Here is a 26,384-nt window from a genome sequence, read left to right on the forward strand (position 1 = left end):
GTTAGATAGTTAGAAAATCGAATAATAATACCAGCTGCACGACAGGCAGGTAGAAAAAAGAACAAAACATCACTTTACGTGCACTAGGTATATCCATTTCCATATACAATTTCCATGCATACCAGAAAAAAACAAGGCCTGCAATAATGGATACGCCGGCAACATAATATCCGCCGAACCCATAATAAGTAGGGAGCAAACTTACCGGTATTAATATGATCGTACTTAACAAGGTAATCAACGCACTTGTTTTATCTCTTTTGGTAGTGGGCAGCAATCTGATTCCTGCTTTTTTATAATCATCATCAAGCACCCAGGCCAGCGACCAGAAATGCGGGAATTGCCAGGCAAACTGCACCAGGAACAATACGATAGCAATGGTATAATCAATGGGATAAAAGGTTGTCGAATGACCAAATGCAGCAAGATAACCAATCAAGGGTGGCAAGGCACCTGGAATAGCACCAACGAATACAGCGATAGGCGATTTACGTTTTAAAGGTGTATAGGCAAAAGCATAGAGTAAAATAGAGAATACGGATAATAACCCGGTCTCCAGGTTCAACTTTCCTAAAAGGAAGGTACCCACAATTCCCATGATCAATCCTAAAACCAATCCTTGTCCGGTAGTCATCCTTCCCGCGGGCATAGGCCTGTCCTGAGTTCTGTCCATCAATTTATCGATGTCCTTCTCAATAACCTCATTGAAACAGTTTGCTGCTCCTGTCACTAAAAAACCACCCGCTATCAAAATTAACCAACCAACCCAGTCTATACCTGGCAAATCTCCTCTGGAAACCTGCATCTTAGATCCCATCAAAAATGTTATAGATGCAGAAAATACAACTAAAAATGTAAGTCTGAACTTAATAAGTTTTGAAAAATCCGCTAAATATTGTTTCAATTTATATAAAATTAATGTTTATAAGTACTTGTCCTGTATACCAACAAATACAAATAAAATTGCAACGTAAATAATAGGGTTGAAAATAAAATGTGAATTGCTTGTGCATAAGGCGGCAACGCAAAGTTAGACAATAAAAGTCCACTTAATACCTGAACAATTAAAACAATTACAATAGAATTACCTACCCGCAATTCAGTGGCTTTACCACCAAACTTGTCCATGACTATTTTATAAATCAGCACGTTTAAAACGGCTACTAAAATAGCTAAATCTCTGTGGTATATAAACGCATCCCCTACTTTGCTGACCCAGGTAGCACGTTCCTGGTTGAATAATTCTTTTGAAATGGTGTCAATAGCCTCCCGAACTTCGGTACCCAATATAATCTGTACCGTACTCACCACAAGGCTACTGATGATCAGCACTTTCAACCAGCCCATATTAGAAACAATCACAACCCTGTCTTTATACAATTGGCGTGCGTAATGGTAAGTATACACCTGGACAGCCAAAATAACCAGTGCTAAAAGCATATGGACAGTAACCACCCATTGAAGCAGGTTCGTGGACACCACAATAGAACCCAGCCAGGCTTGAAAACCAACCACAAATACATTGAGGACACTCAAGATAAAGATCCGCTTTGCAACTTTCCGGTATTTATAGGAGTAGATGGCAAGCGCCAACATAAAAAAGCCGGTCACTGCCCCCGCAAGTCGGTTTAAATATTCCGTCCAGGTTTTGGCGGCATTAAATTCTTCGTGTTCAAGAATGGATTTGTCATGCCTGATTTGATCAGCAAGATGTTTTTTACCGAGCTTATCTAAAGATTTGGCAAAGCGTTCATTCTTTTCTATCCTTTCAGCTGTATACTTTTCTTTATAATCTGCGGGCAATTGTTCTACCGAGGTTGGCGGTATATATTGATCAAAGCACTTAGGCCAATCCGGACAACCCATTCCTGAGCCAGTACTACGAACGATTCCGCCGGCTAAAATCACCAAAAGAGTAACCCCAATAGTTATCAGGTTAAGCCGGGTAAATTTAGCATGAGATATAGGATTCATGGATATGTTTAAAAAAAATGGGGTATCTGTTGTAAGTATTTACTCACTGCAGATACCCCAAAATATGTGGAAAACTAATATTTAGTCTTGTGGATTTTTAACTAATTTTTCTTGTTCTAAATTCCATTTCGTCTGGATGCGTTCTGCTTCAGGATCTCCCTCAAAATCATGAGGCATATTAGAGCTCATCGTTTTAGAGAAAGGCACTGTCTGAGGAATAAAATCTTCCTCTGCACCAGGTTTACTATAATCATATGGCCAACGGTAAACTGTAGGTATTTCTCCTGGCCAGTTACCATGCAGGTGTTCAACAGGTGCTGTCCATTCAAGTGTATTTGCTCCCCAAGGATTTTGCGGCGCTTTTTTACCTTTAAAAATCGAATAGAAGAAGTTAAACAAGAAAGCTACTTGTGCTAATGAAGCAACAATTGCTGCCCAGGTTACGAAAACGTTAACCGTAACCCATTTTTGCATAAATTCAAATTCAGTAAAGGCATAGTAACGACGAGGAACACCATCTAAACCTAAGAAGTGTAGCGGAAAGAAAACCAGGTAAGCACAAATAAATGTGATCCAGAAGTGAAGGTAACCTAATTTATCACTCATCATTCTACCGAACATTCTTGGGAACCAGTGATAAACACCAGCAAGCATACCAAAGATGGCCGCAGACCCCATTACAAGGTGGAAGTGAGCAACTACAAAGTAAGTATCATGTAAGTTGATATCAAGGGACGCGTTACCTAAGAAGATCCCAGTTAAACCACCAGAGATAAAGAATGAAACTAAACCAATGGCAAACAACATCGCTGGTGTAAACCTGATGTTACCACGCCATAAGGTAGCAAGGTAGTTAAAGGTCTTCACCGCCGAAGGCACCGCAATAATTAACGTCGTGATCATAAAGACACCACCTAATAAAGGGTTCATCCCGGTCACAAACATATGGTGACCCCATACGATAAATGATAATACGGTAATACCTACCAATGAATAAACCATGGCATGGTATCCGAAAATAGGTTTTCTGGAGTTGATAGAGATGACCTCTGATGAGATCCCCAATGCTGGCATAATTACGATATAAACCTCAGGGTGACCAAGGAACCAGAATAAATGCTGCCATAAAATTGGTGAACCACCTTCGTTAGGAAGCACTTGAGTACCAATAACGATATCAGAAAGGTAGAAACTTGTTCCGGCACTTCTATCGAAGATTAATAGTACCACACCTGCAACCAATACAGGGAAGGATAATACACCAAGGATGGCAGTTAAGAAGAATGACCAGATCGTTAATGGCATTTTCCACATGTCCATTCCTTTGGTACGCATGTTTAATACTGTACTGATATAGTTAATACCGCCCATTAATTGAGAGGCTACAAAAAGCACCATACTGATTAACCATAAAGTCATCCCCATTCCTGAACCTGCTATGGTGGTAGGTAAGGATGATAAAGGCGGATAAACGGTCCATCCGGCACTCGCCGGCCCTGTTTGCACAAAGAAGGAAGCCATCATAATCACACATGCAACCAGGAAGAACCAGTAAGAAAGCATGTTAAGAAATGGTGACGCCATATCCCTCGCACCTAGCTGTAGTGGAATTAACAAGTTACTGAAAGTACCACTTAGGCCTGCCGTTAATACAAAGAAAACCATGATGGTACCGTGTATGGTGACCAGTGCCAGATAAAAATCGGGTTTTATCCTACCTCCTTCTGCCCATTTTCCTAAGAAAGTTTCAAGAATTGGAAAGCTTCTATCAGGCCATGCTAACTGCAGACGAAATAAGATGGACAAAACCATTGCAATAACAGCCATAATAATCCCTGTAATCAGGAACTGTTTGGCTATCATTTTATGATCCTGGCTAAATACGTATTTTGATAGAAAGGACTGCTTGTGATGACCATGTGAATGATCCTCTTTGATATGCGTATCGTGTAATGTTATAGTTGACATAATGCTTTATTCCAGTATTATTATTTTTTTAAAGCCAATTGATTAGTTTTTGTTGCTGCACTATCCGTTACAGTAGTATCTGCTGGCGCTGCTGTAGGAGCCTCTGGTACAATCGGCAGGTCAAACTCCTTTCTTAAGTCATTATTAATATATGGAAGTTGTTTTTTAACCCACTCGTTATATTCTTCCTGAGATACAACTCTCACTGTTCTTTGCATGTTAAAGTGACCTTGTCCACAGATTTTAGCACATAAAAGAATGTATTTAAAAGCCGGGTTGTTAGTCTTAGCCTGCATTTCAGCAGTTGTAATGGTTGGTGTGAACTCAAAATAAGAGCTCATGCCTGGCACCGTATTTAATTGTACCCTAAAGTGTGGAAGATAAAAACTGTGCAATACATCCTTACTGGTTAAAATAAACCTTACTGGTTTGTTAATTGGAATAACAATTTCATCAGCCATCTGGTCATCCAGATTGTTTTTATCCTTAAAGTCCATTCCCAAACCGTTAAGGGAAGAAATTAGTTTATAGTTCTTCTTGCCAACTACTCCATCTTCTCCAGGATAGCGAATTGCCCAGGAGAACTGTGAACCCGTAACCTCAATACTTAATGGTTTATTGTTTGGATCTTCAACCTTATAGAAAATTGATCTCCACGTTAAGAAGCCCATCAATACCAATACCGTTAAAACTAAAGCCGGAACAATTGTCCAGATACGCTCTATGGTATTATTGTGCGGGTAGTAATATGCTTTTCTATTACCTCTGTGTCGGTAAATATAAGAGAAGGTAAATAAAAGGATATGTGTAGCGATGAAAACAATGGTCGTGATGATCAGCGTGGTGTTAAACATCTGATCAATTTTCTTACCATGTTCAGAGGCGGCTTCAGGCAAGATCATGTTACCATGAACTGTGTATTCCCAATATACCCCATAAAGACCTACAACAAGGAATACCGCAAACAGCACTGCGTTAATCATATTCCAGTTTATACCTGCAGGCTTATCCTGTGCTTCGCGGGTAAGTTCATATACACGCATTGCCTTTCCAACTATTGCTATGAATAAACACAGCAATAAAAAGAGCAGCGTGTAAAAAATTACCGATTTATAAATCGGCCCCATATCAACAGGTTTTGCTGCGCCGGAAGCGGCAGCACCTGCGGCAGCTTCCTGAGCAAAGGCGCTGGTACTTGCAAATGCACTTACCAACACTGCTGAAATCGCCATTGTTTTATTACTGATAAATTTTCTTAAACTCATTTCCTTAAAGTAGTACATTGTACTTAACACATTCAATTTATATACTCTATATAATCACCACTTACAATTGGTGATTCAAACTTTCCTGTAAAAACGGATGGTTTTTCGGTATCAACGCCTTTTTACTTAACGCACTTAATACGGTAAAGGTAAACAAACCTACAAAACCTATAGCAATTCCAACCTCAATAAATCCAAATCCGTGGTTTGCTTCCACCGTACCCGGCATGATCATTTGATAATAATCCACCCAGTGCCCGCACAATACCACAATAGAAACTGCTAACAATGAATTCTCTTTCCTCTTGTTATCACGGTCCATCAATAATAACAATGGTGCCAGGAAGTTTAATACCAGGTTTAACCAGAACCAAAATTTATAGAATTCAAAGCGCTTATAAAAATAAACTGTCTCCTCAGGCATGTTTGCATAGTAAATCAACAAGAACTGAGCAAACCATACATAAGTCCAGAAGATAGAGAAACCAAAGATATATTGACCAAGATTATGAAGGTGACTGTTATTAACCCATGGCATGTAACCAGCTTTTCTTAACAAGATAAGGATAATCGCAATGATCGCTAAACTACTCACCCACATGGCGGCAAAATTATACCAACCGAACATGGTAGAGAACCAGTGTGCTTCTAATGACATCACTGTATCAAAAGCAAAGATTGGTTGCGTAAAGCCAAAGATCACTAAAAATATACAAGAATATTTAAAGCTTTTTCTGTAAGAAGTTAATCCACCAGCTAAATCCTCATTGTTAGACAATCTGCTTAATAATACAGCAAAGAAGCTATAAAGAGCAAGGAAGATAATTTGGCGGGCCATAAAAAACGGCGCATTCAGGTACGCTGCCTTACCAGCGATTAATTTATCATAATCAGGGCTGTTGGGATCTGTTAATCCCTCTCCATACCAATGATGATAAAGATTATGTGAGTATAAACCTGAACCTACAATAACTAGTAAAATAACAGCCGCTATAGGCAGCGTTTTAGCCATTGCTTCAGGCACACGTAAAATTGAGGCAGACCAACCTGCCTGTGCAACAAATTGAATTGCTAAAAAGAAGGCACCAGACATACACACGCATGCAAAGTAGTATCCCATTAGTAACAGGTTTGCAAAAGTCCGCTCATGAAGGTCATGATCAGAAAAACCATAAGCAATAGCCGCTATACCAACAACGATAGCGATTATACTCAAAGTTTTTGCTTTGCCTGTAAACTCAAACTGCTCAGTAAAATTATAATTATGAGTTCCCATTTATTCTTGCTTTTCTATTGTATTTTTTGTAATTGTTGAACATACATCACTACTTTCCATCTTTCTTCAGGAGTCAACTGTGATGCATGCGAGCCCATATTATTCAAACCGTACATAATGGTATGGTAGATTTTTCCAGCAGATAAATCTTTCATCATTCCACCGCGGGATGATGCTGCGTCGCCATGGTAAGAAGGTACACCAGCATATTTCTCAATTTGTACCAAGTGGCCTTTTCCATCACCGGCATCACCATGACAAGGTCCACAAAATACAGTATAGTAATGCTTACCAGAAACCAAGTTTTGCTCATTTAAAGCCAATGGATTTACAAGGTTAGCGCCGGCAGCTTCGTAACCTTCTTTTGTATTTGCGTACTCATACTTCACAAAACCAATAGGATCCGTATTTGGAGGAGGCGTTTGTGCAGTCTGTCCGTTTGCAAAATTGTTATTTGCCTGGTCCGGATTGTAAGCAAGAGGATCATACATGTTCCTTGCGAATTCTAATCCAGTACTGGTCTTATCTTTGCATGATGAAAGAGACACAGCGACAGTTAATGCAAATAGTGCTACATATACTATTCTTGTCCTATTCATAGCTAATATATTTCCTTTCATTATATTTTACCTCCAAAGCCCCTGCGTCTTTTAATAAGTTGTCTATTTTGCTGTGCTCAGCATTTTCTTTTGCATCAATGGCAATGATAAACCTGTCGTCCGTAGCCCTTAAATCCATTACTCTCGGCGCTCTTCCAGGAAACAAATGCGTTGAAGCATAATAGGAACCCACAAGACCGAAAGCACAAAATAAAATCGTTAGCTCAAAAGTAATCGGAATAAAGTTCGCTAACGGGAAGTGAGGTTTACCACCAATATTAACTGGCCAATCAATTACCGTTGCGAAATAAACAAACGACAGCATGGTGATTGTTCCGGTAAGACCGAAAAAGAAAGCTGCAACATCTAATCTTGAACGTTTTACACCTAGTTTGGCTTCGATGCCATGTATAGGCATAGGCGTATAGACATCATGTATTTTGATATTATTCTCCTTCAACTTGTCAATGCCATGCATCATCTCGTCAGGATCGCCAAAACTGCCTAATATATATTTGATATTACTCATGGTTATATTTTTGCGTATTCTTCTTGTTTAACACTATCAAACTTTTCTAAAGACTCCACATATTCATCCACGTGTACTTTATCTAAGTGACCCTCTTTAATCAATCCCATTTTACTTTGCTCACTTGAACTCTTCAGGATCATTTTCACCTCCGCAATGGCGATAGATGGAAGCACCCTAAGGAACAATAAGAACAAGGTAAAGAACAATCCGATTGAACCTACAAACACAGCCACATCTACCCACGTTGGATAAAACATCGCCCAACTTGAAGGGATATAATCACGGTGAAGGGAAGTAACAATAATTACGAAACGTTCGAACCACATACCAATGTTAACCACGATGGAAAGAATCCAGGTTGCACCTATACTGGTACGGATTTTCTTAAACCAAAGTAATTGTGGTGAGATAACGTTACACGTCATCATCATCCAGTATGCCCACCAGTAAGGACCGGTAGAACGGTTGATAAATGCGTATTGTTCGTATTCCGAACCTGAATACCAGGCAATAAAAAACTCTGTTATATAAGCCACTCCCACAATCGATCCTGTAAGAATGATGATTTTATTCATCGATTCAATGTGGAACATGGTGATGTAATTTTCGAGGCCCATTACTTTACGTACAACCAATAATAAGGTAAGTACCATGGCGAACCCGGAGAAAATAGCACCGGCAACGAAGTAAGGAGGGAAAATTGTCGTGTGCCATCCTGGGATTACGGATGTTGCAAAGTCCATGGATACAATCGTGTGTACCGAGAGTACCAATGGTGTAGAAATACCAGCAAGAATTAAGGACACTGCCTCAAAACGCTGCCAGCTTTTAACGTTTCCATTCCATCCAAAAGAAAGAACTGAATAAACCCTACGTCTGAAACCTGATGCACGGTCACGGATGGTTGCGATATCTGGTAATAAACCCGTGTACCAGAATAGTAATGATACCGAGAAGTAAGTAGAGATGGCAAACATATCCCAAACCAGCGGTGAGTTAAAGTTAACCCACAGCGATCCGAATTGATTCGGTAGTGGTAAAACCCAATAAGCTAACCACGGTCGACCCATGTGAGATACTACATAAGTAGCAGCACAGATAACGGCGAAGATGGTCATTGCCTCTGCAGATCTGTTAATTGAATTCCTCCAGTTCTGGCGGAAAAGCAATAACACCGCTGAGATCAGCGTACCGGCGTGACCGATACCAACCCACCACACGAAACCCGTGATGTCCCATGCCCAACCTACTGTTTTATTCAAACCCCATGCACCAATACCGGTCCAAAAGGTGTAACCAACAGCAACCAGCCAAAGTAGCGTACCTAATGATGCTACGATAAATCCTATCCACCAAGCCTTATTTGGCTTATTCTCAACCGGGTTTAAAATATCGCTCGTAATTTTTGCATACGTGATATTATTACCGGTGATAAGTGGTTCTCTTAATATTGATTCGTTATGTCCTGACATATTATATTATATTTAATATCAGCTTACGCTAGTATTGTACCTGTATTCCTAATTTTTGTCATATATCCGATGCCCGGTTGTACATTGATCTCTTCTAAAACGTAGTAAGTACGTTCACTGCGCAATGCTTTTGAAACTTCTGACTCAGGATCGTTACCATCACCAAATACAATTGCATTTGCCGGGCAAGCCTGCTGACAAGCCATTTGAATATCACCATCTTTCAATGGACGTTTTTCCATTTTAGCTTCCAGTTTACCAGTTTGAATTCTCTGAATACACATAGAACATTTTTCCATTACCCCTCTTGAACGTGTAGTTACATCAGGATTCAGGACTAACTGCGTAAATTCATTATTCAGGTAGTTATCAAAGCGTGAATCATTCCAGTAATTGAACCAGTTGAAACGACGAACTTTGTACGGACAGTTGTTTGCACAATAACGTGTTCCAACACAACGGTTATAAGCCATATGGTTTAAACCATCTGATGAATGCACCGTTGCCAGTACAGGACAAACTGTTTCACATGGAGCATGGTCGCAATGTTGACAAAGCATCGGTTGGTGAACAACAGATACATGGTCAAGGTTTTCAAGTTCTGCAACATCACCCTCTTTAGAGACTTTTTTATCACCGTCGTCGAAGCTATAATAGCGGTCGATACGGATCCAGTGCATATCTCTTCTTTTGCGAACCTCATCACGGCCAACAACAGGAATGTTATTTTCTACGTTACAAGCAACAATACAAGAACCACAACCCGTACAAGCATTTAAATCAATTGCCATTACCCAGTTGTTCCCTGGTTTCTCGAATTTATCCCATAAATCGTAAGTTTTATGTTTTGGACCGTGGTTACCAGAACCAGCAGCCGGATCTTTTACGAATTCCTTAAAGGTAGCTTCACGAATAATGTTTCTGCCTTCAAAAGAGTGGTGCGTTTGCGTTTGTGCCAGCTCATAAATTGAACCAGTTTTCTCTACGCTAACTGTAGTAGCATATTGCAAAGTGCCATTGGCAAAAGCAACAAACGGATAGGCATTTTTACCTACGTTATCACCAGCTTTACCAACTTTGGTACGGCCATAACCTAATGCAATAGATGCAGTACCTTGTGCTTGTCCAGGTTGGATTAACACAGGCAATTCTACCGTATAACCATTGGCTCCCTTAACAGAAACCACATCAAATTCTTTCAATCCTAATGATTCCGCAAACTTCGGCGCTATAGCAATGAAGTTATCCCAGGTAACTTTAGTCACAGGATCAGGAAGTTCCTGTAAGAAAGCGTTATTGGCATATCTACCATCACGCATTGGAATACTTTCATAAACCTGCAATTCGATATCTTTTGCCAAAGCCTTGCTGCTACTGATGATGGACTGAGCCACTGCATCAAGCGACAAGCTAAAGGTATAAGCAGCACCTGCAGCAGGAGCCGTTAACGAGAAAGCACCAGTTTCTAATAATTCAATCCATGATTTACCAAGACCTGGTAAAATATTTTTCTCCCAGTTGTTACGAACATATTGGTAGTAATCTTGTACCGGAGCATTAGACCATACCAATAAACTTTGTTCAGCCTGACGGGAGTTAAACACCGGGTTGATTGTTGGTTGAACGATAGAATATGATCCATCATAAACATTTGCATCACCCCATGACTCTAAATAGTTCTGGTTAGTTGCAATTACATCACAAAGAGAAGCAGTTTCATCTTTTCTATCAGAGAAAGAAACTTTTAAAGCTACTTTATTTAATGCTTCAGTAAATGTTTTGGTATCTATGGCGTTATAAGCAGGATTGGAATCTAAAAAGAAGACTGCACCAACCTCACCCCTGTTCATTTCATTGATCAACTCTTTGAATTCTGCATCATTACCTGCATAACCTTTGAAAGGACGATCAAGATCTATTGTTGTGCCATAACTTCCGATAGCGGAGTTAATAGCATTCACAAGGATTTGTGTTGAAACATCATTTGAACCGGAAACCACTAAAGATTTACCTTTATTCAATAACAATTCTTTTGCTACTAATTTTAAAGCCTTATCAGCCGTAGCATTATTAGGCAATGCAGCACCAGGCAAAGAAGCACCGGTAATTGCATTGTATAAAGTAATTAATGCAGGTCCTTCTTCCGATAATTTAATTGGTAAGCGGGTATCAGCGTTAGTACCAGTGATACTCATTCCAGCTTCAAACTGAAAATGTCTTGACATTTTCCCGTTTACGATGGATTTGTTATTTCTGTTGGAAATGTATTGCGAGGTAAATTCTTCACCACTAATCCATGTTCCAAGAAAATCAGCACCAAAGCTGACAATCAGGTCTGCGTTGTTAAAATTATATTTTGGTAAAACTGCTTTACCAAAGCTGTTTTCATTTGCCTTTATGATACCAGTATAAGACACGGCATCATATTGTACATGTTTTGTATTTGGATAGGCAGCTGTAAAGTCAGCAACAACACCTTTTGTTGAAGGACTATGTACAGAAGATGAAACAATACGTATTTTTTTACCTGATGCCTGTACTTTAGTTAATTCAGCTTTTACAAACTCATCAATTTTAGACCAGGTAGCCTCCTCATTTTTTAAAACAGGGGCTTTAAGTTTCGATACATCATACAGATCTAATACAGAAGCCTGAGTTTGTGCGTCAGTTCCGATATTAAATTCACCTGCATTAGGATTTGGCTCTATCTTGATAGGTCTTCCTTCCCTGGTTTTAACTAAAACACTGCGGCCGTTAAATGTAGACACATAGTAATTAGGTATACCTGGAACAACCTCTTCAGGTCTGATAACATAAGGTATTGATTTATGAACTGGAGCAGGCTGACAAGCAGCCAATGTTACCGCACCTAAACCAAAGCCTAACGCCTTTAAAAAGTCGCGGCGAGGAGTTACGGTACTTAATCCTGCTTCATTTAAAACATCTTCTATTGGAAGGGGCTCAGCAAATTCGTTTTTGTTGTTTTCAACAAAATCCGGAGTGTTTTTATACTCTTCTAAGCCTTTCCAGTATTTTTTATTGCTTTCCATTTAAGCTTTATTACTGTTTATCGAACGTTCTTTTTTACAAACTCTATTAATAGTGACACTTACCACACTCTAAACCACCAAGGGCAGCAGGCGTAATTTTCTCACCTCTCTTGATCTTGTCATGAGTCTCAATGATTTTGGTGTAGAATGCATTATCCTTAACATCCATTTCTGCTTTGTTATGGCAGTCTATACACCATTTCATCGTCAACGGAGAATATTGATAAATTTCTTCCATTTCATCTACAGGACCGTGACAAGCAAAACAAACCGGCTCATTAGGCTGTAACCCTTTGTGCTTGCGAATTGCTTCTTCCGCTACCACTACGTGTTGTGAGTGATTGAAGTAAGCGAAATCTGGCAGGTTGTGAACACGAACCCATTCAACAGGTTTTTCTTTCGACTTATCATAAGTCATTTTATCTGCATCGTATCCTATAGCAGTATAGATCTTCTGAATCTCTGGTGAGATGTTTCCATCATTGTTATCTCTGCCCTGAACTTGTGTATGACAGTTCATACAAACGTTTAGTGACGGGATTGAAGCATTTTTAGATTTAAATGCATCCGAGTGACAGTACTGACAATCAATCTGGTTAATACCAGCATGGAGCTCATGCGAGAACTTAATTGGCTGAACTGGCTGATAGCCTGTATGAACCCCTGTATTCCACATTCCCATCCAACCGTAAGAACCGAGGGTTACAACGATACACAGGATAAAGAAGAAGATGAATTTCTTATTTTTAAATAAGCCACCAACACCTTTTACCAGGCTCACCTTCACAGGCTCTACCACTTCAATACCTTGTTTTTGAAGAATCAGGCGTTCAAGCATTTTTGATGCTTTACCCAATACAACAAGAACAATAATGGAAATTAAGATGATTGCAGCCACACCAACTAGAGAGAAGTCAGAAACTTCATCTGATGCACCACCACCAGCAACAGCACCAGCTTCACCCTCTTTCTTAGGCTCGCCTGCTTTTACATAAGCAATGATGTTTTTTATCTGATCTTCTGTTAATGTAGGGAAAGCAGTCATTTCTGCATTTGCACTCCATTTTGAAGCTTCTACCGCTTCCGGATTACCTGAAGCAACCATCGCTGGTGCGTTGTGAATCCACTTCAACAAGAACTCTTCGCTTTTTGAAGCCACAATCGGCTGTAAGGCCGGTCCGGTCATATCGCGATCTAAGGCATGACAAGAAGTACACTTTTCTCTAAAGATTGTCCTTCCCTCAACCACATCCTGTGCTTTTGTACTAAAAACAATTAAAACAGAAAGAGCCGTTATCATGAATGCCGACTTCCAAACTCTTCTAATGACCAATGAGATATCCCTCATAATGAGTATTTTATTCAATTTTTTAAAAAACTTAAAGTTATATTCGATTTCAAGCTCCATAGCTATCATCAAAAACGTCCACAAAAGTAAAGTTTATTAATTTATCAATGACAAATAAATGACATCAAATACAATTTATATTCATTCTAAACAATAGGCATTTATGCCTTTAAACAGCGAAAATCAAAGAAAAATCATTTAACCCTTTGAATTTTCATTCTTCCAAAACAGGAAGCTGTTTGGAATTTTGAATTACATTTTCAATACCCATGCAAAAATTAACGGTGCTACAATTGTGGCATCAGATTCTACAATAAATTTTGGGGTGTTGATATCTAGTTTACCCCAGGTGATTTTCTCATTAGGAACCGCACCAGAATATGAACCGTAAGATGTAGTAGAGTCTGAGATCTGGCAGAAATAACTCCAGAATGGAATATTAGGCATTTCCATGTCCTGGTATAACATCGGCACTACACAAATCGGAAAATCTCCAGCGATACCACCACCAATCTGGAAAAAGCCAATTCCTTTACCTGCACTGTTGGCAATATACCAGTCAGCTAAGTAGCCCATATATTCAATTCCACCTTTCACGGTCGTTGGATTCAATTCTTTTTTCATCACATAAGAAGCAAAGATGTTTCCCATGGTTGAATCTTCCCATCCGGGAACAACGATTGGCAGGTTTTTCTCAGCAGCGGCAAGCATCCATGAATTTTTAGGATCAATTTCATAGTATTGCTCTAAAACTCCGCTCAATAACATTTTGTACATGAATTCATGTGGAAAATAACGCTCTCCCGCAGTATCAGCATCTTTCCAAAGCTTATAAATATGTTTCTGCAACCTGCGGAAAGCTTCTTCTTCAGGAATACAAGTATCAGTAACGCGGTTATAGTGGCTTTCCAAAAGCTCCCACTCATCCTGAGGACTTAAATCTCTGTAATTAGGCACTCTTTTATAATGTGAATGCGCTACAAGATTCATCAGGTCTTCTTCAAGATTTGCACCTGTACATGAAATGGCAGCTACTTTATCCTGACGGATCATTTCAGCTAAAGAAATACCCAGCTCTGCAGTACTCATTGCGCCGGCAAGGGTGATCATCATTTTCCCACCCTCGTCTAAATGGGTTTCATATCCTTTTGCTGCATCCATCATCGCTGCAGAATTGAAATGAAGGTAATTACCCTCCATAAATTGTGAAATAGGTCCTCGTGTGCTCATTGTCATATTAATAATCCGCAAAAGTAGGAAATTATCTTATCAATGTCATCCTATCTGAACAAACTCAGTAATTAAGAACGGATCGGCGAACAATTTTGCGCTGTTTTATAATTCCTGTACATTTGGGCAATGAAGCAAATCGCCTTACTCTGCCTATCTTTTTTTATCACCTTCAGTACCTTCGCTCAAAAGAAATTAATCAAACGGCTTCTTTCCAACGAAATAGACACCACCAGGAAACCCAGCTTTATGCCGATACCCGTATTGGGCTATAGCCAGGAAACAGGTTTTGAATTTGGTGTAGGCGCACTTTATTCTACCTATATGGACCGCAGCGACCCGCTAAACCGGAGCTCCAATTTCTCTATGGTTGGGTCTATATCCACAAAAAAGCAATACAACCTTACCCTAAGAAGTGATATTTATACCGCAGAAAATAAATACCATTTGATGAGTGAGTTTAAAATCAGAAGGACACCTTTTAATTTTTATGGAATTGGCAACAATACAAGCGAGCTGATGGAAGACAAGGTGCTGGAAGATCAGATCAAGATTTTACTGGAAGCAGAAAAATCACTCCTGCCTTCCGCTTATACAGGCATTTCATTGGGTTTTGAAAATTATAAATTTACTGACAAAACCCTTGGTGGCCTGTTTTCTACCGATCCGGCGATAAAAGGTAAAAATGGGGGTCCCGTTTTATTTGTTGGGCTTTCGCAGAGTTACGACACCAGAAACTCCAATAATTATCCTACTAAAGGTTTTTTTGGACGGGTAACTTATCAATATGCACCAAACCTATTTTCTAAAAGTGATTTTAGTGTAAGCCAGATCAAAGTAAAGGCAAGTAACTTCTTTCCAGTGGCCAACCGCCTGGTGCTTGGCGTTAATGGTATTTACAATACCGTTCAAGGCAAAAACACCCCCTTTTATTTACTGCCACAAATGGGCAATGATGAAATGATGCGTGGTTATTACAGAGGGCGGTTTAGAGAAGAGAACCTGCTCACCGCACAAACCGAAATCAGGTACCGCTTTACCAACCGTTTTGGGCTGGTCGCTTTTGCAGGTGCCGGTCAGGTTTTTGAAAATGGGGAATTTGATTTTAAAGAATTTAAGCCAAATTTGGGCGGTGGCATCAGGTATTTCTATGATCCCGCCAAAGGCCTGAGCATAAGACTGGATTACGGTGTTGGTGAAAAAGCCCCCCATGAAAAACGTCAGAGTGGCTTTTACATCAGTCTCGCCGAAGCATTTTAATTAATACCTGATTTTGAAATGCTCTTTAGCCTGCCCCTTTTTAAAATAAACAAGACCGATCCAAAATAAATCTACGGTTACTGTAACCTGTGGATTTTCTTTTATCTCTTCCCAGGCTTCTTTCATCCCCTTACTCCAGTAAATATCATCAAATATCAACAGGGAGTTTTCAGAAACCTTAGGCAGGCACCATTTAAAATAGTTTAAGGTAGCCTCTTTGCGGTGGTTTCCATCGATATAAACAAAGTCAAGCTGTGGATGCGCGGCTATTGTATCCGGCAATATTTCATCAAAATTCCCCACTTGTAATTCCACATTATGCAGTTCCAGCGCTTTAAAATTCGCATCGGCAACTTTAGCAGTTTGGGGACAACCCTCTATGGTAGTTACTCGGGCTTCAGGACAAGCTTTTGATAGGTAAGCTGTGGTAAGCCCAAGGCAGGTACCAAGCTCGATGATATTCGCTGGTTTAGTGTCTTTAGCCAGGCGATAAATAAGCTGGGCCAAGCGAGGACTTTTCAATGCATTTTTTGCAATTTCCTTTACTTTTTTTGTTCTGTTCTTATTTAAATGAGAACCCGCACCAAGGTCTGTCACCTGAATGACAGCATCGTCACGATAAAGTTTTTTTCTTTGCTCTTCTATGCTATTGTAATCTTTATTAAAGTTAAAATCGTAAATTACCTCATCTGTGAGTTTATAAACAAATGGAGAATGAGTGCCATGTCTGCTTTTTGCGGTAAAACGATGTTTCAGAAAATCAATTAAAAATCTAAAATCCATACGCGCAAAAATAGGCAAACACACAATTGTAATTGCATAGAATGAAAAATAGTACAGAAATAAGTGCATTGGTTAAACTTCTTGATGATCCTGATCAGGAAGTTTTTCATCACGTTGAACAGCGCTTGCTGGAACATGGTGCTGCTGCAATAAGTTTTTTGGAAGATGCCTGGGTAGATTCAATAGATTCACTTTTACAAGAGCGGATTGAGGACCTTGTTCATCGCATCCAATTTACAAGCGTTAAGGAAGATTTAAGTTTATGGTATCAAGGTGGAGCATTCGACTTGTTACACGGCGCACTGGTGATTAACCGCTATCAATACCCTGATCTTGATGAGCAAAAAATTATAAACCAGATTGATGATATCAAAAGAGAGATCTGGTTGGGGTTACAAACGGAAATGAGCTCTATTGAAAAAATAAAACTCTTCAACCATGTTTTCTATAACTACTTCGGCTTTTCTGGAAACACCAAAAACCACCATGACCCACAAAATTCTTATATCAACCAGGTTTTAGAAAGCAAAAGAGGCAACCAGATCTCCCTGGCCATCATCTATTCTACCATTGCCCAGAAATTAGATATTCCGGTTTATGGAATCAACCTGCCACAGCACTTTATACTGGGTTATATTGATGAAGGAAAACAGGTACGCCAGGATTTTAGCGTTTTATTTTACATCAATGCGTTCAACAAAGGAGCCATTTTCGGGAAACATGATGTCGATCATTTCCTCAGACAATTAAACCTCGACCCGCAGCCGGGCTATTATGCCCCATGCAGTAACGTTGAAATCATACGGAGGGTCCTCAGGAATTTAATATCAGCTTATAATAATGCAGGCGCTGTTGAAAAAGTAAGCGAACTGAAAGAGTTGCAGGAGATTTTAAGCTTGTAATTACAGGTTTATTTTGGTTCCGTAGATGTGTTTCCTACCTGCTACCGGAAAACCCGTAGAAGGTACGAGTCAGCTACGCCTTTGGTACGACTTATTATTCAGGGATCTTTAATAGAACTGTAACTGATCTATAAGTGATCAGTTATTGATCAGCTTATTCGCCTTTAGCCAGTTTTTCAGCCTTTCAAACCATTGGTCAGAAGTTGTTTTATTATTCAAGCCAAAACCATGTCCGCCGGCCTGGTAAAGATGCAGTTCTGCAGAAATTTTATACTTGTTTAATGCTTGTCCGTAAATAATGCTGTTTTGCACCGGGACCCCCGGATCATCCATGGCATGGACCAAAAAAGCTGGCGGCGTATGCTGATCGACGTTCCTTTCCACGGAAAAATAGGTCAGCTGTTCCTGGGTTGCCGCAGCGCCCAGTAAATTCTTTCCTGACCCTACATGAGGAGATTCCAACAAGGAAATCACAGGGTAAATCAGGATGGAGAAGTCGGGCCGTAAATTGATATCCTTTTCTTGAATCTTCACATCATCATAATGGACAGAAAAGCTGGCAGCGAGATGGCCACCAGCAGAAAAACCCATTACCCCTATCTGGTCAGTTTTAAGGTTCCATTTTAACGCATTCTTGCGCAAGATATACATGGCCTGCTGCACATCCTGCAAAGGCCCGTATGCCCTTTCTATCATCGTTTCATCATTAGGCAACCTGTATTTCAATACAAATGCAGCAATGCCCAGTTTGTTAAATTCTTCTGCAATGGCATATCCTTCATGGTTGATGGCCAAAATACCATAGCCACCACCGGGGCAGATGATCACGGCTGTACCTGTTGCTTTATCCTTTGCAGGCAGGTATGCGGTAAGCGTAGGTACAGTCACTTTACTCACCCTGAGCACACCATCCGTACCCTGATCTGCCACCTCTTTAAAACTCACTGGAGTCGGTTTGGCCCCTGGTATGGCTCCATTATATAAAGGAATTATAGTTTGTGCCATGGCATGACCGGTAACAAGGAAAACAAGGCAGAGTGCATAAAAATATTTAACCATTAAAACTCCATTAAATAGGCCTTTAAAAAATCATTGAGTTCACCATCCAATACCGCCTGGGCATTCGAGGTTTCATAATTTGTTCTTAAGTCTTTCACCATTTTATAAGGATGCAATACATAATTCCTGATTTGCGATCCCCATTCAATTTTTTTCTTTGAACCTTCAACCAACGCCGTTGCCTCCATTCGCTTCCGCATTTCCGCTTCGTACAATTGTGATTTCAGCAAACGCATGGCATTTTCTTTGTTCTGCAACTGTGAACGCGACTCCTGGTTTTTAATCACAATCCCTGAAGGTTTATGATACAAACGGACAGCCGTTTCTACTTTATTCACATTTTGTCCGCCGGCACCACCTGAACGGAAAGTTTCAAATTCTATGTCGGCATCTTTAATATCTATTTCAATCGTATCATCTACCAGCGGATATACATATACCGAGGCAAATGACGTATGGCGGCGTGCATTGGAATCAAATGGAGATATCCTCACCAAACGGTGAACACCATTTTCTCCTTTGAGATAGCCGTAAGAGAAGGCACCGGAAAATTGCAGGGTAACAGATTTTACCCCGGTTACCTCACCTTCCTGAAAATCCTGCTCCGTTACTTTATAGCCGTTTTTCTCGCCCCACATGATATACATTCGCATGAGCATTGCCGCCCAGTCGCAACTTTCAGTACCTCCAGCCCCCGCAGTAATCTGCATAACCGCATCGAGCTGATCTTCCTTGCTGCTCAGCATGTTTTTCAGTTCCAGGTCTTCAATGGCCTGCAGGCATTTATCATATTGTTCCTGCATTTCTTCCTTCGTGGCATCGCCGGAAAGGGAGAATTCAAAAAGCACCTCAGTATCCTCCAGCTCACTTTGCACTTCCTGCCAGGCGTCGGTCCACACCTTCTTGGAATTAAGTTCTGCCAAATGTTTCTCCGCTTTTTTGGGATCATCCCAAAACTCCGGGTGCAGGGTCACCTGCTGTGCTACATGTATTTCCTCAAGTCGTGTTTCGACGTCAAAGATGCCTCCTCAGCGACGCTACTCTGTCCCTTAAATCCTGTATTTGTTCTTTTGTCATGCTGCAAATATATAATAAATTAGAAAGGGCTTTTAAAACAGTCCTTTTAATTTATCGCCAAGGCCAGCCTGTTCATCTCCTGCATCACCACTACCTGTTTTACCTTGGTTAAACATATTGGTCAGGTCAGAAATCTGGAACTTCCCGTCGGGTCCTGAAATATTACTGAGTATATCCTGAATATCAAAAGACTTATCGTTGGGGTCATTGGTTTTTTGCACAAATTTACTCATGACACCGGGTATAAGGGTCATCGCAAGTTTTTTTGCCGTTTCCAGGTTAATTCCCATACCGGCCAGCTTATCTGTAAAGCCAGCGGACGCCTGTTCTACAACTGGACTGTTTTCTGTAGTGCCACCTTTAAAAGTGTCCACAAGCTGGCTCACATTACCCGATGATATTTGTTGTTTGAGCGCATCAAATATAGATCCGGATGCAGCCTGCACCACTTCTTCATTTTTCTCATTTGGGATTTCACTATTGTTTACAATAGCATCCTGAGCGTTTTCTTTTACCAGTTGGTTCAGTTTGTCTAACATCTTATTTATATTTAATAATGAATGGGATCTCCCTTACTTACTAAATCTCGACAATTTCTTTGCCAAAATGAAAATGATTCCTTCAGAAAAAATAAACCATTACATTTACAATAAATACATTAATTATGCTGCCAACGATAAATTTTACAGAAACTGAAGCCTATAGATACCTGGCCGATCACTTTATTAACATTAATGAAAAGAGTTTGAAAGAACTTTTTACGGAAGACCCTACTCGTTTTGAGAAATTTTCTGTACTATTTGAAGACCTGCTGTTAGATTATTCCAAAAACAGGATTGATGATACCACCATGGCATTATTGATTCAACTGGCTAAAGAATGTAAATTAGACGAGGCCATCAAAGCAATGTACGATGGAGAGCAAATCAACCAAACTGAAGGCAGGCCCGTCCTTCATATTGCTTTAAGAAATCAAGGGAGCCAAAGTATACTTGTTGATGGTAAAAACGTGATGGAGGAGGTGAATGAGGTTTTGGCGAAGATGGAAAAATTCAGTCAGGCGATCATTTCCGGCGAATGGAAAGGTTTTACCGGCAAAGGAATTACCGATGTTGTCAATATTGGAATTGGTGGATCCGACTTGGGTCCGGTGATGGTTACCGAGGCGCTTAAAGCTTACAAGAACCATTTGAACCTGCATTTTGTATCCAACGTGGATGGAACGCACCTGGTAGAAACGTTAAAGGGATTAGACCCTGAAACTACCCTGTTCCTGGTTGCCTCAAAAACTTTCACCACACAGGAAACCATGAGCAATGCAAATTCTGCCAGAGATTGGTTTTTGAATAGTGATGCCGGGGAAGCTGATATTGCTAAGCATTTTGCTGCACTTTCCACAAATGCCAAAGATGTTTCGGCCTTTGGTATCGACACAGCGAACATGTTTGAATTCTGGGATTGGGTAGGTGGCCGTTATTCTTTATGGAGTGCCATTGGTTTACCTATTGCCTTAAGTATTGGTTTTGATAATTTTAAACAATTACTGGCTGGTGCCCATGCATCGGATGAGCACTTTAAAAATACACCATTCGAAAAGAATATTCCTGTTATTTTAGCTTTAATAGGCGTATGGTACATCAATTTCTTTGATGCAGAAACACAGGCTATTTTGCCTTACGACCAATATATGCATCGTTTTGCTGCTTATTTTCAGCAGGGGGATATGGAAAGTAATGGCAAGCACGTAGACCGCAATGGAAATGAGGTGAGCTATGAAACGGGCCCGATTATCTGGGGTGAACCGGGCACAAACGGTCAGCATGCTTTTTATCAGTTGATACACCAGGGCACCCGGTTAGTGCCATGCGATTTTATAGCGCCTGCGCAAAGTTTAAACCCTGTAGGTGAACATCATCCAATCTTGTTATCCAATTTCTTTGCGCAAACTGAAGCCCTGATGAATGGTAAAACGCTGGAGCAGGTGGTGGAAGAATTGAAAAAAGATGGAAAATCTGAAGAAGAGATTCAACAGATTGCACCTTTTAAAGTGTTTGAAGGCAACAGGCCAACCAACTCAATTTTATTGAAGCGTGTAACACCTTATAGCCTGGGCAGTCTAATCGCCATATATGAACATAAAATATTTGTACAGGGTATTATCTGGAATATTTTCAGTTTCGACCAGTGGGGTGTAGAACTTGGAAAGCAGCTGGCTAAAAGCATCTTGCCTGAATTGAAAGATGACCAGCCCGTAACTTCTCACGATGCTTCAACGAACGGCCTGATCAACCAATTTAAAACCTGGAGGTAATCATACAGTTTTGACACATAAATGAACAATGGTGATGAATTTAATTAAAAAAACAGCTTAAATAACTAAATATAAATGAAACCAAAAACTATTTTAACACTGGCTTTTACAGTTCTCTTCCTGACTGTACAAGCACAACAGGTGAAATTTACAGAGTATGACCTCGATAATGGTCTGCATGTTATTTTACACCAGGATAAAACTGCACCTGTAGTTGCTGTTTCTGTGATGTACCATGTGGGTTCAAAGGATGAAGACACCAACAGAACTGGTTTGGCACATTTCTTTGAACACCTTTTGTTTGAAGGAAGTGAAAACATGAAGCGTGGTGAGTTCATGAAAATAGTAAGCAGTAACGGTGGCCAAAACAATGCGAACACCACACAGGACCGGACTTTTTATTATGAGATGTTTCCATCTAACCAATTGGAACTGGGTTTATGGCTGGAAAGTGAGCGTATGCTTCACCCCAAAATTGATGCAGTTGGCATCAAGACTCAAAATGAAGTTGTAAAGGAGGAAAAGAGGCTTCGAATCGACAATGCGCCTTATGGAAAGTTTACTGAAAATATTTTTCAGCATTTATTTGAAGGGCATCCGTACCGCTGGCAGCCTATTGGATCAATGGAAGACCTTGACGCTGCCAAGTTGGATGATTTTCTTGGTTTCTTCAAGAAATACTATGCCCCTAATAATGCAGTTTTGGCTATTGCAGGAGATATCGATCTGAATAAAACTAAAATGCTGGTTAAAAAATACTTCGACGAGGTTCCTAAAGGTGTTCCTGTGCTGAGGAAAAAGTATGAATTAAAGCCTGTTACCAAGCAAATTATTGACACCGTTTATGATGCCAATATACAGATCCCCGCCATATTTGCTGCATACCGCGTTCCGGGGATGAAAAGCCGCGAAAATAAAGTGTTAGGCATGATCAGCACCCTTCTTTCGGGTGGTGGTAGTTCCAGGTTAAGCACTAAAATGGTAGACGAGAAGAAAACGGCCGTACAGGTTGCCGCCTTCAATTATTCTTTAGAAGATCACGGTGCTTACATCGCTTTGGCTTTACCCAATAACAATACGCCGTTGAATGATCTTTTAAAGGACATTGACGCTGAAATTCTTCGTTTACAGACAGACTTGATCAGCGAATCTGAACACACGAAGCTGCTTAATCAATTTGAAAACAGTTACATCAGTGCAAACAGTAAAATGATTGGTGTGGCTGAAAACCTTGCTAGTGGTTACACTTTTCAGAACAAAAACACGAATGACATCAATGAGGAATTAAATGTGGTGAAATCAATTACCAGGGATGAAATCAGAGATATTGCCCGTAAATACCTGGGTGAGAACCAGCGGGTTGTCCTGTATTATTTGCCACAAAAATAATTAATCAACGGTAATATCAGCGCTGATGAAACCATCATAAGGTGATCGTTTCAACGCCATTAAAAATCAAACTATATATATGAAAAAGATATTCATATTTGTCATAAGTGTCCTGTTTGTACAATCTGCAATCGCACAGAAACTAGACAGAAGCAAAAGACCAGTTCCAGGACCGGCACCTGTTATAACCATCGCAGACCCGGTTATTTATAAATTACCTAATGGTATTACAGTCCTGGTGGTCGAAAACCATAAATTACCAAAAGTAAGCGCCACATTCAACATTGATGCCGGTCCTATTACAGAAGGGTCAAAGGCTGGTGTGATCGATATCATGGGCGGTATGTTAAACGAGGGCACCACAACTAAAACAAAAATACAATTCGATGAAGCTGTTGATCAGCTAGGGGCTAATGTAAGTGTTTACGCTGGCGGTGGCAGTGCTTCTGCTTTAACCCGTTATTTTGATAATGCTTTCCTGCTCATGGCAGATGCACTTCGCAACCCTTCCTTCCCGCAAGCATCATTTGAAAAATTAAAATCCCAATCCATTACCGGATTAAAATCTAGTGAACGTAGCGCCAAGGCGATATCGGGTAGGGTGGTGAGTGCCTTAACTTATGGCACAAATCACCCGAGCGGGGAATTTTCAACGGAACAGAGCATTAACGCGCTTACTTTAGCTGATGTAAAAACAGCTTACAAGAAATATGTGACGCCTTCAAGGGGCTACCTTACTTTTGTGGGGGATATTAAACCTGAAAAAGCACATGAACTGGCTTTAAAGGCCTTGGGCGACTGGAAAGGAACGACCTTGACCCTTCCTGCGCTTGCGAAAGTAAATAATCCTGCTCAAACGGAAATTGATGTCATTGATGTGCCTTCGGCCGTTCAATCAGAAATTACCGTGACCAATTTGGTTACTTTACCCATCAGCCATCCGGATTATCATGCGGTGTTATTGGCTAATGAGCTACTTGGTGGAGGTGCTGATTCGAAGTTATTTAAAAACCTGCGTGAAAAACATGGCTTTACTTATGGGGCTTATTCTTCCATTGGTGCCGGCCGTTTTCAAAACAGGTTTACCGCCAATGCAGCCGTGAGGAATGAAAAAGTAGATAGTGCTGTTGTGGAGATTTTGAAAGAGATTAATTACATGCGTACGCAAAAAGTGACTAACGAAGAGCTGCAGAACACCAAAAATCTTTATAATGGTACATTTGCTTTAGGTCTTGAAAACCCCGCCCGCATTGCTTCTTTTGCAAGCAGTATTTTAATCAACGGCCTGCCTAAAGATTTTTACCGGACTTACCTTCAGAAGATCAACGCTGTAACGGCAGATGATATCTTACGTGTCAGCAAAAAATACTTTAATTACGCTGATACGCGTATTGTGATCGTTGGCAAGCAAGAAGTATTTTTACCGGCTTTAAAAAAATCGGGTTTAACGGTTAAAACTTTTGATACCTATGCCAAACCGGTTACTGCAACTACAAATGTCATTGCGGTGAAGAAGTCGGCAGCTGAAATTATTTCAGGTTACCTGACTGCCATTGGGGGTGAAGCTGAATTGAAGAAAATCACTTCTATCATTCAAACGGCAGACTTTGAAATCCAGGGACAAAAGCTTACAGCGACCATGAAACTCTTGTTTCCTAATTTGGAAAGCAGTGAAATTTCCATGAATGGAACCACCGTGATGAAAGAGGTATTTAATGGCAACAGCGGCTTTCAAAGCCAGATGGGACAGAAAAAAGAAATAACCGGGGAAGAACTGGCTCAGAAAAAAGCTAAAAAAGGCCTGTTCGATCAATTGTATTATAACGGAAACAAACTTGAAGTAGCAGGAACTACAAAAATAGGACAGGCTGATGCTTATATTGTACATGTTAGCCCACCTGCGGGGAAAAAAGTAATTGAGTACTATGATGTAAAAACAGGCTATTTGCTGAAGGAAGAGAAATCTATAAAGAGCAATGGAACTGACATCACCCAAATAACAGAATACAGTGATTACCGCAAAGTGGGCAATGTTTTATTGCCTTACAAAATTAACCAGTCTATTCAAACTCCTGCGGGTAATCAGGATTTTGTGATTAATGTAAAAGACATCAAAGTTAACACCGGAATTAAGCCTGCTGATTTTATTTAAGCTATTGCGGGATTACATTATTGTTGGAACCATTTAAACGGCAGTTGATGAGACTGCCGTTTTTTTATGTCGTTAATTTTTAAACCTTTAGCGTTGCTATTTGTCTATATATAACTTTATGAATGATAAGATGAAAGCATCATAAGCTTATGATAGCTTCATCACCATTAAAAAAATTATATACCGATGAAAAACTTAATCAACTACCTGATAGCTTTATTATTGGTGGTTTCCGTTCCAGCATTTGCGCAAACCAATGAGGCAACAACAAAGAAAATAATAGAAGACCAGGATTTCAGATTTGTAGCCACTACGGCATTACCATTATCCAGCCAGGAAGTATCAGCCGTATTGTACAAGCTGAACAGTCCGAATGGAGCGGGCGCTATTAACCTCACCGGCTCACAGTATGACCTGGTTGTAAAGAAAGATAGTGTGGTGGCTTATTTGCCTTATTATGGACGGTCTTTTTCTCCATCCATGGATCCTAACGACGCAGGCACAAAATTTAAATCCAAGGATTTTAAATATGTTAAAACCAAACGGAAAAAGGGAGGCTGGAATATAGTGATCGTTCCAAAGGATGTTAAGGACAGTCAAAAGCTTACCCTATATGTATCAAAAAACGGTTATGCTACCCTTAATGTGATGAATAACAGCAGGCAGCCGATATCTTTTAATGGTTTCCTTGCAGAAAACAAAAAGAAATAAAGAATTCTAGCGTTTGGAACAATTTG

General features: G+C 40.1%; 21 protein-coding genes. 6 read left to right on the forward strand and 15 right to left on the reverse strand.

Annotation, left to right across the window (positions count from 1 at the left end; all coding sequences use genetic code 11):
- Position 1: 1 nt before the first annotated feature.
- The 11 genes from cyoE to WG905_RS16345 form a co-directional block, all read right to left on the reverse strand.
- Positions 2 to 904, reverse strand: coding sequence for a heme o synthase (gene cyoE, locus WG905_RS16295; protein ID WP_339592808.1), 903 nt, complete (start codon positions 902 to 904; stop codon positions 2 to 4).
- A gap of 11 nt (positions 905 to 915) precedes the next feature.
- Positions 916 to 1,974, reverse strand: coding sequence for a COX15/CtaA family protein (locus WG905_RS16300; RefSeq protein WP_339592809.1), 1,059 nt, complete (start codon positions 1,972 to 1,974; stop codon positions 916 to 918).
- Positions 1,975 to 2,055: 81 nt separating this feature from the next.
- Entirely contained in the window at positions 2,056 to 3,942 is a 1,887-nt protein-coding gene (locus tag WG905_RS16305; protein WP_339592810.1) for a cytochrome c oxidase subunit I, read from the reverse strand.
- 20 nt (positions 3,943 to 3,962) lie between these two features.
- Positions 3,963 to 5,207, reverse strand: a complete 1,245-nt coding sequence (locus WG905_RS16310; RefSeq protein WP_339592811.1) for a cytochrome c oxidase subunit II — start codon at positions 5,205 to 5,207, stop codon at positions 3,963 to 3,965.
- Positions 5,208 to 5,268: 61 nt separating this feature from the next.
- Positions 5,269 to 6,483, reverse strand: a complete 1,215-nt coding sequence (locus WG905_RS16315) for a quinol:cytochrome C oxidoreductase (protein ID WP_339592812.1) — start codon at positions 6,481 to 6,483, stop codon at positions 5,269 to 5,271.
- A 14-nt stretch (positions 6,484 to 6,497) separates the two neighbouring features.
- Positions 6,498 to 7,082 carry a c-type cytochrome gene (locus WG905_RS16320; RefSeq protein WP_339592813.1) on the reverse strand — a complete coding sequence of 195 codons (585 nt, stop codon included), beginning with the start codon at positions 7,080 to 7,082 and terminating at the stop codon, positions 6,498 to 6,500.
- On the reverse strand, positions 7,075 to 7,611 hold the full coding sequence (locus WG905_RS16325) for a DUF3341 domain-containing protein (RefSeq protein WP_339592814.1): 537 nt from the start codon (positions 7,609 to 7,611) through the stop codon (positions 7,075 to 7,077). Before WG905_RS16325 ends, WG905_RS16320 begins: the two co-directional genes overlap by 8 nt.
- Before the next feature lie 2 nt (positions 7,612 to 7,613).
- A complete protein-coding gene (gene nrfD / locus WG905_RS16330) occupies positions 7,614 to 9,086 on the reverse strand; it encodes an NrfD/PsrC family molybdoenzyme membrane anchor subunit (protein WP_339592815.1) in 1,473 nt (490 codons plus the stop codon).
- 23 nt (positions 9,087 to 9,109) lie between these two features.
- The gene (locus tag WG905_RS16335; protein ID WP_339592816.1) at positions 9,110 to 12,136 is read right to left on the reverse strand and encodes a TAT-variant-translocated molybdopterin oxidoreductase; all 3,027 of its coding nucleotides are present in this window, start codon (positions 12,134 to 12,136) and stop codon (positions 9,110 to 9,112) included.
- Between the two features lie 46 nt (positions 12,137 to 12,182).
- Positions 12,183 to 13,484, reverse strand: coding sequence for a c-type cytochrome (locus tag WG905_RS16340; RefSeq protein ID WP_339592817.1), 1,302 nt, complete (start codon positions 13,482 to 13,484; stop codon positions 12,183 to 12,185).
- Between the two features lie 252 nt (positions 13,485 to 13,736).
- Positions 13,737 to 14,714, reverse strand: a complete 978-nt coding sequence (locus tag WG905_RS16345; protein ID WP_339592818.1) for a deoxyhypusine synthase family protein — start codon at positions 14,712 to 14,714, stop codon at positions 13,737 to 13,739.
- A gap of 129 nt (positions 14,715 to 14,843) precedes the next feature.
- Between WG905_RS16345 and WG905_RS16350 the strand changes: the two genes are divergently transcribed.
- The gene (locus WG905_RS16350) at positions 14,844 to 15,974 is read left to right on the forward strand and encodes a BamA/TamA family outer membrane protein (RefSeq protein WP_339592819.1); all 1,131 of its coding nucleotides are present in this window, start codon (positions 14,844 to 14,846) and stop codon (positions 15,972 to 15,974) included.
- Here WG905_RS16350 and WG905_RS16355 read toward each other — a convergent pair whose 3' ends face one another.
- Complete coding sequence (locus WG905_RS16355) at positions 15,975 to 16,757, reverse strand: O-methyltransferase (RefSeq protein ID WP_339592820.1); 783 nt, start codon at positions 16,755 to 16,757, stop codon at positions 15,975 to 15,977.
- 41 nt (positions 16,758 to 16,798) lie between these two features.
- Here WG905_RS16355 and WG905_RS16360 point away from each other — a divergent pair, with 41 nt between their 5' ends.
- The gene (locus WG905_RS16360; protein WP_339592821.1) at positions 16,799 to 17,659 is read left to right on the forward strand and encodes a transglutaminase-like domain-containing protein; all 861 of its coding nucleotides are present in this window, start codon (positions 16,799 to 16,801) and stop codon (positions 17,657 to 17,659) included.
- A 138-nt stretch (positions 17,660 to 17,797) separates the two neighbouring features.
- Here WG905_RS16360 and WG905_RS16365 read toward each other — a convergent pair whose 3' ends face one another.
- The 3 genes from WG905_RS16365 to WG905_RS16375 form a co-directional block, all read right to left on the reverse strand.
- Positions 17,798 to 18,718, reverse strand: coding sequence for an alpha/beta hydrolase (locus tag WG905_RS16365; protein ID WP_339592822.1), 921 nt, complete (start codon positions 18,716 to 18,718; stop codon positions 17,798 to 17,800).
- A protein-coding gene (gene prfB, locus WG905_RS16370) for a peptide chain release factor 2 (protein ID WP_339592823.1) occupies positions 18,718 to 19,795 on the reverse strand; the annotation gives its coding sequence in 2 pieces (ribosomal slippage) (positions 18,718 to 19,734 and positions 19,736 to 19,795; 1,077 coding nt in all). The genes WG905_RS16365 and prfB overlap by 1 nt, the downstream gene beginning before the upstream one ends.
- Before the next feature lie 32 nt (positions 19,796 to 19,827).
- Complete coding sequence (locus tag WG905_RS16375) at positions 19,828 to 20,334, reverse strand: hypothetical protein (RefSeq protein WP_339592824.1); 507 nt, start codon at positions 20,332 to 20,334, stop codon at positions 19,828 to 19,830.
- 125 nt (positions 20,335 to 20,459) lie between these two features.
- Here WG905_RS16375 and pgi point away from each other — a divergent pair, with 125 nt between their 5' ends.
- From pgi to WG905_RS16395, 4 genes are all read left to right on the forward strand, one after another.
- Entirely contained in the window at positions 20,460 to 22,106 is a 1,647-nt protein-coding gene (gene pgi / locus WG905_RS16380) for a glucose-6-phosphate isomerase (protein ID WP_339592825.1), read from the forward strand.
- 75 nt (positions 22,107 to 22,181) lie between these two features.
- Positions 22,182 to 23,495, forward strand: coding sequence for a M16 family metallopeptidase (locus WG905_RS16385; RefSeq protein WP_339592826.1), 1,314 nt, complete (start codon positions 22,182 to 22,184; stop codon positions 23,493 to 23,495).
- Between the two features lie 79 nt (positions 23,496 to 23,574).
- A complete protein-coding gene (locus WG905_RS16390) occupies positions 23,575 to 25,647 on the forward strand; it encodes an insulinase family protein (RefSeq protein ID WP_339592827.1) in 2,073 nt (690 codons plus the stop codon).
- Positions 25,648 to 25,833: 186 nt separating this feature from the next.
- Entirely contained in the window at positions 25,834 to 26,358 is a 525-nt protein-coding gene (locus WG905_RS16395; protein ID WP_339592828.1) for a DUF4251 domain-containing protein, read from the forward strand.
- Positions 26,359 to 26,384: the final 26 nt, after the last annotated feature.

It is taken from the genome of Pedobacter immunditicola (genome assembly GCF_037482985.1).
GTDB lineage: Bacteria > Bacteroidota > Bacteroidia > Sphingobacteriales > Sphingobacteriaceae > Pedobacter > Pedobacter immunditicola.

Coding starts and splice junctions, on each gene's coding strand:
- WG905_RS16300 (WP_339592809.1), bottom strand. CDS start 1,974: ATGAATCCTATATCTCATGCTAAATTTACCCGGCTTAACCTGATAACT.
- WG905_RS16305 (WP_339592810.1), bottom strand. CDS start 3,942: ATGTCAACTATAACATTACACGATACGCATATCAAAGAGGATCATTCA.
- WG905_RS16310 (WP_339592811.1), bottom strand. CDS start 5,207: ATGAGTTTAAGAAAATTTATCAGTAATAAAACAATGGCGATTTCAGCA.
- WG905_RS16315 (WP_339592812.1), bottom strand. CDS start 6,483: ATGGGAACTCATAATTATAATTTTACTGAGCAGTTTGAGTTTACAGGC.
- WG905_RS16320 (WP_339592813.1), bottom strand. CDS start 7,082: ATGAATAGGACAAGAATAGTATATGTAGCACTATTTGCATTAACTGTC.
- WG905_RS16325 (WP_339592814.1), bottom strand. CDS start 7,611: ATGAGTAATATCAAATATATATTAGGCAGTTTTGGCGATCCTGACGAG.
- nrfD (WP_339592815.1), bottom strand. CDS start 9,086: ATGTCAGGACATAACGAATCAATATTAAGAGAACCACTTATCACCGGT.
- WG905_RS16335 (WP_339592816.1), bottom strand. CDS start 12,136: ATGGAAAGCAATAAAAAATACTGGAAAGGCTTAGAAGAGTATAAAAAC.
- WG905_RS16340 (WP_339592817.1), bottom strand. CDS start 13,484: ATGAGGGATATCTCATTGGTCATTAGAAGAGTTTGGAAGTCGGCATTC.
- WG905_RS16345 (WP_339592818.1), bottom strand. CDS start 14,714: ATGAGCACACGAGGACCTATTTCACAATTTATGGAGGGTAATTACCTT.
- WG905_RS16350 (WP_339592819.1), top strand. CDS start 14,844: ATGAAGCAAATCGCCTTACTCTGCCTATCTTTTTTTATCACCTTCAGT.
- WG905_RS16355 (WP_339592820.1), bottom strand. CDS start 16,757: ATGGATTTTAGATTTTTAATTGATTTTCTGAAACATCGTTTTACCGCA.
- WG905_RS16360 (WP_339592821.1), top strand. CDS start 16,799: ATGAAAAATAGTACAGAAATAAGTGCATTGGTTAAACTTCTTGATGAT.
- WG905_RS16365 (WP_339592822.1), bottom strand. CDS start 18,718: ATGGTTAAATATTTTTATGCACTCTGCCTTGTTTTCCTTGTTACCGGT.
- WG905_RS16375 (WP_339592824.1), bottom strand. CDS start 20,334: ATGTTAGACAAACTGAACCAACTGGTAAAAGAAAACGCTCAGGATGCT.
- pgi (WP_339592825.1), top strand. CDS start 20,460: ATGCTGCCAACGATAAATTTTACAGAAACTGAAGCCTATAGATACCTG.
- WG905_RS16385 (WP_339592826.1), top strand. CDS start 22,182: ATGAAACCAAAAACTATTTTAACACTGGCTTTTACAGTTCTCTTCCTG.
- WG905_RS16390 (WP_339592827.1), top strand. CDS start 23,575: ATGAAAAAGATATTCATATTTGTCATAAGTGTCCTGTTTGTACAATCT.
- WG905_RS16395 (WP_339592828.1), top strand. CDS start 25,834: ATGAAAAACTTAATCAACTACCTGATAGCTTTATTATTGGTGGTTTCC.